Genomic DNA, 11,986 nt, shown 5'->3' on the forward strand with positions numbered 1-11,986 from the left:
TTCTTAGTCCAGCGACTTTCAAGGTTTGATGAGCTTGCATTACAACGCCACTTTTATGTGGCGTTTTCATTATTTAGAACCACGGAAAGTTGTGTACGAAGCATGGTTTGTGGGATATGAGAACCATAGCCACGATCAAGGGCGATATCAATTAAGTGTGCTTGACTGTGGGCGCAAAATTTTGCGCGTAGCCGAGCGACGTAGCCTTCAAAGGTTTTGATTGATATGTTCATGGTTGTCGCAATAAAAGTGGGTTTCTTACCATAAAGTAAAAGAAACAATACTTCCTGCTCTCTTGCTGTCAGCTTCTCTTTTACGCTATTAAACTCACCGACTTTAGGTATTTTAAGGGCATGATCAATGCCAGTGGCTCGGCAGACCCAGTGACCAACTTCGAGAATGGCAGTTTCGGTTAAGTCCTGACCAAAAAAAACCGTACCTTGAACTTGCCCCTCGTTATCATACCAAGGTTTTTTCGTGAAAATATGCGCACGCCAAGAACCATCAGAGTATGGATGGATATCTAATATTTTTAGTGCACATCGCGTTTCAATAACGTGGCGATCTTGATGTCGAAAGTCATCGGCACAGTTGACCGTTTGGCAGGGCATATCATAGTCGGTCAATCCTTTCACTTCGGCAGCGTCAGTTAACCCGACCAGTTGAGCGTAGGCTTGATTGGCGTAAACGAAAACCGAGTTTAAATCTTTACAACCCCAGTAACCGGGTAATTGGTTAATCAGCGAATCAAATCCATTATCCACCAATTTCATGGTGCATTCTCATATATGATACTAAGTACGTATATATTAAGAGATTCTTCGGCATGAATATATAAAAAAAGCCAGACATTTCATCAATATCTGGCAAATACAAGAATTATTCTTGTCGACGTGTAGAAGAGGTTCTATGACTCAGCGAGGGTATGCTGAGTATAGATACATCAATATACGACTATTGATGCAGACAATGGCACGTAGTGCCAAAGCGTGGGTGCAATGTATCCTTTGCAGCAGAAACAAAAAAGGGGGGAAATCCCCCCTCAATCTGACTATTGTGACCGTTCTCTATTTAATTTCACGAACCACGCGGAAGCCGACATAGTTGGCTGCGCTCGCTGGTGATAAATAGAGGCGCTCGTAGGCGACGGCTTTTGCTGGAGAAAAGTTCCACGCACCACCTTTAGCGATACCTTGAGTGCTGTTGGTCCATTGCCATACGTTACCGACGGTATCGTATAGGCCAAGTGGATTTGCTTTAAAAGATTTCACCGGCGAGGTGCTGGTGTTTGCCCAAGGTGAGCTACTCCAGCCAGTATTGGCTTCGCCAGTAATGAAGTTGTTACCCCACCAGTAATCACTTTGGCTGCCCGCACGCGACGCAATTTCCCACTCATCTTCGCTCGGCAAACGGTAATGATAACCGGTTTGTTGGCTGAGCCATGTTACGTAAGCTTTAGCATCGTTTTTACTGATACACACGACAGGAGAGTCTGACGCTTGTTTAAAGCCAGGATTGCGCCAATAGCTTTTCTCTATCGCGGTGACATCGCCGTCAACAATTGCAGTACAGGTGTTTTTGAGTTCCGCATCGGTTTGGTAATCGGTTTGACGAACAAAGTTATCAAACTGACCGACAGTGACTGGAATAGCCCCAATCCCGAAAGCATGATCAAGGTAGTACTGATTTGATGCGTTTTCGCCAAGCATGTACTCGCCCGGTACAATAGCAACTAGCTGTGGGGCTGTGATGCCACCTTTAATTAAATCAGCGAACTTATCACCCGCGCTAAGGCTGTTGGCTTTTTGCTTCAAGTTGGCGCGTAGTTGGTGATCAGATTTGATGCTGAGGTTTTGATCAAAAGTCTGAAAGCCTTCTTTTTTCACTACGATATGATGAGGGCCAACAGGTAGCATTATTTCAACCGGAGTGTTGCCGTAAGAAACGCCATCAACAAACACTTGGTCGTCAAATTGATTTGAACGAACCGATAAGGTTACCCAAGCCACTTCTTTTTCATTGTTAAACTGCTCAGCAGAAGAGTAGCCCGGCTCGAAGCAGTATTGCTTATCAACACCTAACAAAGTACATGCTGTGGTGTTGTCGAGACGCGATTCTAAGTCGACATCCATGATAGTGCGGTAGCGCTCGCCATCGTAGAAACCAGAGTTGGTTACTTTGTGGCGCATAACATGAATGTTGAAAGATACTTTAGCGGCATTGGCTTTCACCAACTGCGCTTCAGTGGTTTGGGCGATCAATTCAGCTTGAAATTGCTTAACCGCTTTTTGTAGCGCCAATTCACGAGTTTGGTTGTCACATTGAGCCAAGGTCATGTTGGATTGGCAGCGATTAGTAAAACTGACGTTAACTTGATTGCTAGGGGAGAGCTCGGTCTCTAGGCGTTCAACACGTGCGCGGATTTTTGCGCTGTCAAAAGCGTCGATGGCCTGTTCAATGGTTTGAATTTTGACATCTTGTTGCGCTAATTGCAGATTAGCATCTTCAAGTTGCTGCTCAACGTTCAACTTGTTTTGCTGATTTTGCTTAAGGTTTTTCCACGCATCTTGATAAGCGTTTTGCGAGGTCGCAAGATCGACGTTAGGATCATCAATCATTGCTTTATAGTCAGCCTCTAGTTGAGCCTTGGCTCCGGCAAACTTCTCAGTCAGTGTTTGATTGTCTTTTTTCGCTTGAAGCAGCAGTTTTTGCTGCTGGGAAACGCTGGCTAGTTGTTCTTTACGCTCTTTGAGGGCGCTCTCTAGTTCAGCATGCTTGGAAAATAGTTGGTCATCAATGGAAACAACAGTGGTTGCTGTCGTGTCTGCCAGTGCGCCAGTGCTTATAAGGCATGGAGATAATGCCAGCAAAAGAGTCGGTAAACTTGTTCGCATCGTGGTATGTCTATCTTCAATTAATTTAATTAGCTTATTCTAAACGAAAACGCCATTTTGTCTTAAATTATCGTTAGATAACTTAGAAGCAAAATGGCGCTTTCCTTCATCTTTGTGAATTGGCTCGTTTTTATCGTAAAGAGCTGGCTTGGATTAGCTGTCGTCTTTAGAGCGCAATTTCACCCAAACGGTATCGTTTTGGCTGATGGTAACTTCGCGGTTATACGTTTGGTAACCGTTTTTTGAAACCGTTACTTTATGTAGTCCGCGTGGTAACAACACTTCAACAGGTGTGCTGCCGTAATCAACTCCGTTAATTACCACATCATCGTTGTATTGGTCAGAACGCACAGTAACGCTCACCCAGTTTTTGTCTTGCTTTTTAACGTGGCTGTTAGAGTCATCTTTCAAGCAGTAACGGCTAGAGACATTCAGCAGCTTACATGCCGCAGTCGCTTCTGGTTTAGCTTGCAGCTGTGCTTGCATTTCCGTGAAGTAACTATTGTTACCTTCAAACCCAGCGCGAACAATTTGGCTATCTTGAACGTGAACATTCAACTGAACACCTTTGGCGTTTTGTTTTGCCAATGTTGTTTCAGTCAAGCTATCCATTAACTGATTTTTAAACGCTTTAACTGCTTTTTGCTTAGTTAGGTACTGGCCTTGGCTGGTACATTCACCGAGTGTCATGGTTGCAGAACAAGTGGTTTTAAAACTGGTTTGCATTACGTCACTTTCACGCAATTCCGCGCCAAGACGTTTTACACGCGCTTCAACTTTTTGCTCTTCAAGGTAAGAGAACTCAGAACTTAGACGAGCCTGCTTTTGCTTGATTTGAGAAAGACGGATTTCACTTTCTGTGATGGCCTGTTGGCTCTCTAGCAGCGTGGTTTGATTCTCTTTCACTGATGCCCAAGCATTTTGGTAGGCTTGTTGAAAGCTCAATAAGTCAATCTCTGGATCTTCAAGAAGACGGCTATACTGTTTGTCCAGAGCTGATTTCGCACGGTTGCGCTTTGCATTTAGCTCCTGCTCGTCACGCTTGAATTTGGCGTTTTCGTTCTGCAGTTGTTGAAAGCGTTGAGCTTCAGAGTCGTACTCTGTAGCAATCGTGCTCATTTCGGATTGCTTGTTACTCAATTTGATATCGATGGCAGCAACAGGATCAGCGGAAGCTTCTTCTGCACTTACCGTGGTCGATACCCAAAAAGGGCTTAGCGCAAGCAAAAGCGCTGGTATGCGACGTGTGATCATAAGTCTCTACAACAATTTTGTTTTAATTCACTAAATATAAAAATATTTAAGACAAAGTTTTGACAGTCCTTTGAAAGCCTGTCGTATGAGGCAGCCTTAGATATCCTTATTAGCACTTTGAACTCTAAGACTATCATAAGTTTATAAAAATAAATCTAAAGTGCTACTGATTATTTTGGGTAGTTCACGGAAATAAGCAAGAAAATATTACTGTTTCAGTCAACTTGGTTACGATGAGAGTGACATAGGCCGTAATTTGTGTGCGCTTGATCATTCTTCCGAAACATTATCCTTCACTTTTTAACCAGTTTGAAAGTGAACTTACTTCAAGTCGCTCGTGCTTTTTGCAGGTGAAATGAGTGTGTGAGGATTTTATCGAGATAAACTGCTATTTGTTATACCATCAACATTAGTCAAAACCGCCCCAAATTAGACGCTAATGAGCAATGACAAAACGGTTCAATTGAAATCAAGCAGCGACAAAATATTGTCTCCAAGACCTGCAGAGTTGGTGACATTACCCTCTTATATGGATTGCCATGATCATAGCTACACGCAAATTGTGATTGGTTTGAAGGGGCAAGCCGAGTTTGAAGTAAATGGGTATGGGAACTTGGTTGGGCCAGGTCAAGGGTGTGTTGTGACCTCTGGCTCTGGGCACGCTTTTGGTGGGGTGATTGGCCAGTCTGATATTTTGGTGCTCAATATGCCTTCGGCGTGCCATCAAGACCCTTTGATGTTGCAAAAGCTCAATGAATTGAACCAAGCTGATGTCTATTTTCAATTAGATGGTCAAATTCAAAAACTGATTCAGATGCTAGTGGCAGAGATGCATGCTAGCCCAGAGGATCTCCTGCTTAGCCGTGCATGTAATGATACCGTAATGGCCTTGTTGCATCGCCACATCTCTGCGTTACAGATCAGCCGTAAAGAGTCGCGCTTTGACCTTGAAGCGATTGACCGTTATATCGAACGCCATATCAGCTATAAAATTTCGGTTGCTCAATTGGCAGGCAGTGTTTTCCTCGGCGAAAGCCAATTCCATTCCTTGTTTAAAGAGCAGTTAGGCATTACGCCACACCAATACGTTTTAAGTAAGCGTATTGATATGGCGAAACAATTGATCGAGCAAGGTCACTTGACCTTAGGACAAGTCGCAGAGCTGTCAGGTTTTTCTGGCCAAAGTACGTTTGCGCACGCCTTCGCACGTCTGCAAGGTATCTCTCCATCACAGTACAAGAAACAAATTAGTTAAAATGGAAGGAAAACGTAGCGAGTTATTTTGCTAAATGTGATGTGATCGTGTTTTAACTTTGTTAAATAACGAAGTTTTTAGCAAATAATCCGGAGTTTTTGACAAGTATCCAACTCAAGCTCAAAATACACTGCAAGCCATTGTAGGAAACCTGCACATTTGTAGGTTTGAGATTGAGGAAAACGCATGTTTACAGCAACCGATGTGTTGAATGCCGAGTTTATTGAGCAGCCGCTTGATGATCTTTGGGCGTTGATCTCTCCGCTATATATGGTGGATGAATCACAATGGCTCGCGCAACTTTTACCTTTGGCCACTGCAAGTGCTAGTGAAAAACAGCAAATTGTGTCGCAAACTACCCAACTGATCCAAGCGATTCGAGCGGATAAAAAATCGATTCAGATGATCGATGCTTTGTTACTGGAATATAGCTTAGATACCCAAGAGGGCATTTTGCTGATGTGTTTGGCGGAAGCCTTAATGCGTGTGCCAGATGCCGCAACAGCAGATGCGCTTATCCGCGACAAACTGAGTGTAGCGGATTGGAAATCACATCTAAGAAATTCTGATTCAGTGTTTGTGAATGCCTCAACGTGGGGGCTGATGCTGACAGGCAAAGTCGTTGGTTTGGCTGAGCCTAAAACACCCCATCCAACACAAGCGGTCAATCGTTTAGTCAATAAGCTATCTGAGCCGGTGATCCGCCAAGCGATGCATCAAGCGATGAAAATCATGGGGCACCAATTTGTGCTTGGAAGAAGCATCACTGAAGCGCAAAAAAATGGCGTGGCTGCACGTGAGAAAGGGTTTACATATTCGTTTGATATGCTCGGAGAGGCGGCTTTAACTTCCGCTGATGCCAATAAGTATTTTAAAGATTACCTCATGGCCATTGAGGCCGTTGGCCGTGAGATGGATGATGAAAACCGCAGTTCTGCCCCATCGGTTTCAATCAAATTATCAGCGTTGCATCCTCGGTACGAAGTGGCCAATCAAGCTCGTGTAATGAGTGAGTTACATGACATCGTATTAGAGTTACTCCGTCGTGCGGTTGAACTGGATGTTGCGATTACCATTGATGCCGAAGAAGCGGACCGATTGGAATTATCGCTTAAGCTGTTTGAAAAGCTTTATCGAAGCGACGTAGTAGAAGGGTGGGGCAAATTTGGTCTGGTGATTCAAGCCTATTCGAAGCGCGCGTTGCCAGTATTAGTGTGGTTAAACCGATTGGCGAAGGAGCAGGGTGATCTCATTCCACTGCGATTAGTCAAAGGCGCCTATTGGGACAGTGAAATAAAATGGTCTCAGCAAGCCGGTTATCAAAATTATCCGGTTTATACCCGTAAAGAGTCCACTGATGTTGCCTATCTAGCCTGTGCCCGTTTTCTACTCAGTGAAGGGGTTCGCGGTAATATTTACCCTCAATTCGCAAGTCATAATGCTCATACGGTCACGGCGATCGCGGTTATGGCCGCCCATGATGAATACGAATTCCAACGCCTACATGGTATGGGGGAATCACTTTACAATCATGTCATGGCGACTTATCGCCAGCCTGTGCGTATCTATGCGCCAGTGGGAAGCCACAAAGATCTATTGCCTTATCTAGTGCGTCGGTTATTAGAAAATGGCGCCAACAGTTCGTTTGTGCATCGATTAGTGGATGCGCGCTGCCCCGTTGAGAGCTTAACGATCCACCCTGTCGATGGTTTGCAGGCTTTTGAGCATATCTGCAACCTCAACATACCGTTACCCCCAAGCATTTTTGCTCAGCGTCGTAATTCGCTCGGTATTAATATTGATATTGAAAGCGAAGCGCACCGTTTTGAGGCGCAAGTTGAAGCTTGGCTAACTCATCATTGGCAAGCCGCACCGGTGATTAATGGTGTTGACCTTTTCGAAAGCATGATCAAGGACGAGATAGCAGTTGAAAGCGTAAATGCGCCTTATGATCGTCGCATTTTGGTGGGCGAGATTGCGTTTGCAAACCTTGATCATGTTTCCGCAGCAATCGCCGCTGCGCAAGAAGGACTCGCCGCTTGGCAAGCGACGCCATCGACGGAACGTGCCGCGCCTTTAGAGCGATTAGCGGACTTGATGGAAGATAATTTGGCGGAATTGGTGGCTTTGTGTCACCAAGAAGCCGGTAAAACGATTCATGATGCAATTGATGAAGTTCGTGAAGCCGTTGATTTTTGTCGTTACTACGCCAAGCAAGTTGATGAACTGAGCGCTTTTACTATCAAGAGCTTTGATGGTCAAACACGAACCATCACACGTCAAGGTCGTGGTGTCTTTGTCTGTATTAGTCCGTGGAATTTTCCTTTGGCGATTTTCTTAGGTCAAATCTCAGCGGCCTTGGTCACTGGCAATACTGTGGTGGCGAAGCCCGCTGAACAGACCAGCCTGATTGCAGCTCGAGCGGTGGAATTGATGTTACAAGCGGGATTCCCAGCCAGTGTGATTCAACTATTACCCGGGCGTGGTCGTGATATTGGCTCGGCCCTGACCTCGCATGCCGCGATTGCTGGCGTCGCCTTTACAGGCTCAACGCAAACTGCGCAACGTATTAATCAAACTCTTGCCAACCGCGATACCAAGCCCGTTCCTTTGATTGCGGAGACTGGTGGACAGAACGCGATGATTGTTGATAGCACAGCGCTGCCTGAACAGGTGGTACGTGATGTGATTCGGTCAGCTTTTGCGTCTGCGGGGCAACGTTGTAGCGCGTTGCGCGTGTTGTTTGTCCAAGATGATATTGCTGATCGCATTATCGCGCTGATCCAAGGTGCGATGAATGAGTTGTCAGTCGGCGATCCAAAGCTTCACTCAACAGATGTTGGACCCGTTATTGATGCTCATGCTAAGCACAAGCTACTCACGCATATTGATTTAATGGCTTCGCAATATAAGACGATTGCGCAGTTGACGTTAGATGATACCTGCCAGCATGGTGATTTTGTTGCCCCATGCGCGTTTGAAATTGATCAGATTAGTGCGCTTAAAGAAGAGCAATTTGGGCCGATTTTGCATGTGGTGCGTTTTAAGGCTAGTGAGGTGGCGCAAGTGGTGGCCGATATTAATGCCACGGGTTTTGGTTTAACCCTAGGCATTCATAGCCGCAACGAAACCACATATCGTTGGATCGAAAAACATACCAGAGTCGGTAACAGCTACATTAACCGTGATCAAGTTGGTGCGGTCGTTGGCGTTCAACCTTTTGGTGGCCAAGGGCTATCAGGGACGGGGCCTAAGGCGGGTGGGCCTCACTACTTATTTCGTTTTACTCAGCTTAGTGTTCAAGCTCATTCATGAGAAGGAGAGAAATTATGCTTCATCAAGTCATTGGTTTTTCAGATGCCTTCTCTGCATGGGAAAACTGGAATCTAACCGATTTCGATTCTAAAACTGACGGCCTACTTGGGCTAAAAAGTGCGTTGGCGGAGCGCCAACCAAAGTGGGCCGAGGTTGTTCATTTTCATATTGAACAAGCGGCGACATTGATTGGATATCAACATCAATTAATGGGGCCGACGGGCGAAAGTAATGAGCTTTACACCGCAGGTCGCGGTGTGAGTTTGCTGATCATGGAAACAGAGCAAGAAGCGGCAAGATATTCACTATTGGCACAGTTAACGGCAGCACTCATCGCCGGTAATAGCGTGCTTGTGTGTAGTGATGACCTTGTTTTTGTAACAGAACTAGAGGCGGCTTATAAGCAGTCATCTCTACCAATTAATCTCATTCAATTCGCGGCGCTTGATGCCGTACCGCAGGTGTTGGAGTCAGATGTGCGCTTGGTGGGATTTGTTGGCTCAGCCAGTGGGGAGCTGAATCTAAACCGACAGTTGGCGAGTCGCCAAGGGGCGATTGTTTGCTTAGTGTCGGAAACGGATTTGGTCAGTTTGTCTGTGGCTCATGATCCCCATTTATCGCTACGATTTATCACCGAGCGAACAAGAACAATAAATATAACTGCAGTGGGTGGCAATGCGACGTTATTGGGCGCGGCCAATCTTTGAATATCACTCAGATAACTCACTAACCCCTTAATAGTGATGCCACGGAGGACATCGTTATTAAGGGGATATTTTAAAGAAGAGGAAAAAACACATGGAAAATAGCTTTGCTATTACAACGACGTTCATTGCTTACTTGATTTTGATGTTAGCAATTGGCGTGATTGCATATCTACGAACCAAAAACTCCACGGACTATTTTTTGGGAGGACGTACTTTAGGTCCTTGGCCTGCGGCATTGTCAGCAGGGGCATCAGACATGAGTGGTTGGCTATTACTTGGCCTGCCAGGTTACGCGTATGCCGCTGGTATTGAGGCATTTTGGCTTGCGGGTGGTTTGCTAGTGGGAACATGGGCAAACTGGCTTATTAACGCCAAGCGTCTGCGTACTTACAGTATTACCACCGACTCATTAACGATTCCTGAATTTTTCTCGCGTCGATTTAATGACAACTCTAAGCTCATTCAGACCATTTCTGCCTTCTTCATTCTTTTCTATACCAGTTCTGGTTTGGTTGCAGGTGGTAAATTGTTTGAAACCGTATTCGGCTTAGATTACAGCGTTGCCGTTGTTATTGGCACACTTTGTGTGGTTTCTTACACCTTATTTGGTGGTTTCTTAGCCGTTTCTTGGACTGATTTAGTGCAAGGCCTTTTGATGGCGGCGGCTTTGATTATCGTCCCTGTAGCGACCATGCAAGGTAGTTTTGGTGACTTAACTCACCAATTGGAAACGATTAACCCTGAACTATTGACGCTATGGAATGATTCGAAAGGTGAGCCACTTTCCGCCATTGCGATTATCTCGCTGGTGGCTTGGGGCTTAGGCTACTTTGGTCAGCCACATATCTTGGCGCGCTTTAAGGCGACACGTAGCAATAAAGATTTGACAACAGCACGCCGTATTGCCGTTGTGTGGACTGGCCTATCGATGATAGGCGCGTTAATGGTTGGTGTCGTCGGTTTAGTTTACGTCACCAATACAGGTAGCGTGTCGCTGGATGATGGCGAAAAAATCTTCATGTTGTTGGTGAACTCGATGTTCCACCCGGTTGTTGCTGGTATTTTACTGGCGGCCATCCTTGCCGCAGTCATGAGCACAGCGGATTCTCAGCTATTAGTTTCTTCATCTGCTTTGGCGGAGGACTTCTACAAACAAGTCTTTAAGCAAGATGCGAGCTCTGATGAGATTGTGATGGTCGGTCGTATCGCGGTAGTGGGTATTTCCATTGTTGCGTTGATTCTTGCTATGTCACCTGATAGTTCAGTGTTGACGCTAGTTTCTTATGCTTGGGCGGGCTTTGGTGCTGCGTTTGGCCCTGCGATGGTATTAAGCCTTTATTGGTCGCGTATGAACCGTAATGGAGCATTGGCGGGGATCATTGTCGGCGGTGTTACGATTGTGATTTGGAAGCAATTGACCGGAGGTGTGTTCGATGTGTATGAAATCGTACCGGGCATCATCTTCTCTACCATCGCTATTGTTGTTGTCAGTCTAATCTCAGGTGAACCTGATGAGACGGTGAAAGCACAACACGCGAAGTTTGAAAAGCAGTTGCAAGAACTAGAGTAAACCTATCGTTGCTCAATAAAAATTGCGAAACAGTGCAGCCCTCTTAGTAGGGCTGTATTTTTTTGCCGAATATTTATTTGCTTTCGATCACAAAAAAGTGGTTCGCAGCATAAATTCTGGAACCAAAGGACTATAACAGGGTCAATCTAAATGACTATTGCACAAGGGAGAGAGAGTCATGCCACAGATGTACTGCGAATGTTGCCATAAAAACACGCCGCACAAAGTTGTGATGGAGCGTTGTGAAGCTCAACATTGCTCGCTATTTCAATCTTTTGCTAGCTTTTTTGTGACCGTGTTGCAAGGTGACCATTATGTAAAAATGGAACAGCAGTATTACTGTCGTAGTTGCAATCATCACAGCCCAGCCGTCGCTACTTCATTAACAAATGCCAACGTGGCATAACAATTTCTTACGTTACTCTCGTTTCTATATGATTCAGCCTGTGATTAGATTGTTTGAATAGTGTTGTTTAAATGATGACTCATCAGGTGGTGTTCAGTGGAATTGGATCGAATTGATCGCGAAATCTTACGTATTTTAAATGCTCAGGGCCGCTTGCCTATTGTTGAGCTAGCGAAGCGTATAAACCTCACCACCTCGCCTTGCTCTGATCGGGTAAAACGTCTAGAAAAGGAAGGCTTCATTAGTGGCTACTATGCTGATCTCAACGCGGACAAGTTGGGGTTTGGTGTGCAAGTTTTCATTCATATTCGCCTTGATCAAAGCTGCGTTTCTCCTTTTGAATCTTTCGCCCGTGCCGTCGCTGAACACCCAGAAATTGAGGAGTGTTATACCCTGTCTGGTGGTTTTGACACTATGATCAAAGTCCGAGTGAAGTGTATGAAGAGTTATCAGCTTTTTATGGCGGAAAAATTTGCCAAACTTCCAGGCGTGATTCAGTCCCGCAGTGAAGTGGTTATTGCAGAGCACAAAGTCAGCAAAGGATTGAATGCGGCTCAGATTTAGTTTGCATCGGATATTGATACC

The 11,986-nt window shown here is 45.3% G+C and carries 9 protein-coding genes; 6 read left to right on the forward strand and 3 right to left on the reverse strand.

Annotated features, from left to right (window positions below; all coding sequences use genetic code 11):
- Nucleotides 1-53: 53 nt before the first annotated feature.
- From RH85_RS17735 to RH85_RS17745, 3 genes are all read right to left on the reverse strand, one after another.
- The gene (locus RH85_RS17735; RefSeq protein WP_006714088.1) at nt 54-773 is read right to left on the reverse strand and encodes a helix-turn-helix transcriptional regulator; all 720 of its coding nucleotides are present in this window, start codon (nt 771-773) and stop codon (nt 54-56) included.
- A gap of 294 nt (nt 774-1,067) precedes the next feature.
- The gene (locus RH85_RS17740) at nt 1,068-2,894 is read right to left on the reverse strand and encodes an SUMF1/EgtB/PvdO family nonheme iron enzyme (RefSeq protein ID WP_006714089.1); all 1,827 of its coding nucleotides are present in this window, start codon (nt 2,892-2,894) and stop codon (nt 1,068-1,070) included.
- A 153-nt stretch (nt 2,895-3,047) separates the two neighbouring features.
- Nucleotides 3,048-4,148 (reverse strand): PEGA domain-containing protein, encoded by a 1,101-nt coding sequence (locus RH85_RS17745; protein ID WP_006714090.1) that lies wholly within the window; start codon nt 4,146-4,148, stop codon nt 3,048-3,050.
- Nucleotides 4,149-4,587: 439 nt separating this feature from the next.
- Between RH85_RS17745 and RH85_RS17750 the strand changes: the two genes are divergently transcribed.
- The 6 genes from RH85_RS17750 to RH85_RS17775 all read left to right on the forward strand — a co-directional run bounded on the left by RH85_RS17750 (nt 4,588) and on the right by RH85_RS17775 (nt 11,965).
- Nucleotides 4,588-5,403 (forward strand): AraC family transcriptional regulator, encoded by an 816-nt coding sequence (locus RH85_RS17750; protein ID WP_006714091.1) that lies wholly within the window; start codon nt 4,588-4,590, stop codon nt 5,401-5,403.
- A 186-nt stretch (nt 5,404-5,589) separates the two neighbouring features.
- Entirely contained in the window at nt 5,590-8,718 is a 3,129-nt protein-coding gene (gene putA / locus RH85_RS17755; protein ID WP_006714092.1) for a bifunctional proline dehydrogenase/L-glutamate gamma-semialdehyde dehydrogenase PutA, read from the forward strand.
- A 14-nt stretch (nt 8,719-8,732) separates the two neighbouring features.
- Nucleotides 8,733-9,425, forward strand: a complete 693-nt coding sequence (locus RH85_RS17760; RefSeq protein ID WP_006714093.1) for a hypothetical protein — start codon at nt 8,733-8,735, stop codon at nt 9,423-9,425.
- A 91-nt stretch (nt 9,426-9,516) separates the two neighbouring features.
- Entirely contained in the window at nt 9,517-10,995 is a 1,479-nt protein-coding gene (gene putP / locus RH85_RS17765; RefSeq protein ID WP_006714094.1) for a sodium/proline symporter PutP, read from the forward strand.
- Nucleotides 10,996-11,173: 178 nt separating this feature from the next.
- Nucleotides 11,174-11,401, forward strand: coding sequence for a hypothetical protein (locus RH85_RS17770; RefSeq protein ID WP_006714095.1), 228 nt, complete (start codon nt 11,174-11,176; stop codon nt 11,399-11,401).
- A gap of 96 nt (nt 11,402-11,497) precedes the next feature.
- The gene (locus RH85_RS17775) at nt 11,498-11,965 is read left to right on the forward strand and encodes an Lrp/AsnC family transcriptional regulator (RefSeq protein WP_006714096.1); all 468 of its coding nucleotides are present in this window, start codon (nt 11,498-11,500) and stop codon (nt 11,963-11,965) included.
- The last annotated feature ends 21 nt before the right edge of the window (nt 11,966-11,986 follow it).

Source organism: Vibrio ichthyoenteri ATCC 700023, assembly GCF_000222605.1.
GTDB classification, from domain to species: Bacteria; Pseudomonadota; Gammaproteobacteria; order Enterobacterales; family Vibrionaceae; genus Vibrio; species Vibrio ichthyoenteri.

Excerpts from the sequence above, each read along its gene's own strand:
- RH85_RS17735 (WP_006714088.1), bottom strand. The coding sequence starts at position 773 with ATGAAATTGGTGGATAATGGATTTGATTCGCTGATTAACCAATTACCC.
- RH85_RS17740 (WP_006714089.1), bottom strand. The coding sequence starts at position 2,894 with ATGCGAACAAGTTTACCGACTCTTTTGCTGGCATTATCTCCATGCCTT.
- RH85_RS17745 (WP_006714090.1), bottom strand. The coding sequence starts at position 4,148 with ATGATCACACGTCGCATACCAGCGCTTTTGCTTGCGCTAAGCCCTTTT.
- RH85_RS17750 (WP_006714091.1), top strand. The coding sequence starts at position 4,588 with ATGAGCAATGACAAAACGGTTCAATTGAAATCAAGCAGCGACAAAATA.
- putA (WP_006714092.1), top strand. The coding sequence starts at position 5,590 with ATGTTTACAGCAACCGATGTGTTGAATGCCGAGTTTATTGAGCAGCCG.
- RH85_RS17760 (WP_006714093.1), top strand. The coding sequence starts at position 8,733 with ATGCTTCATCAAGTCATTGGTTTTTCAGATGCCTTCTCTGCATGGGAA.
- putP (WP_006714094.1), top strand. The coding sequence starts at position 9,517 with ATGGAAAATAGCTTTGCTATTACAACGACGTTCATTGCTTACTTGATT.
- RH85_RS17770 (WP_006714095.1), top strand. The coding sequence starts at position 11,174 with ATGCCACAGATGTACTGCGAATGTTGCCATAAAAACACGCCGCACAAA.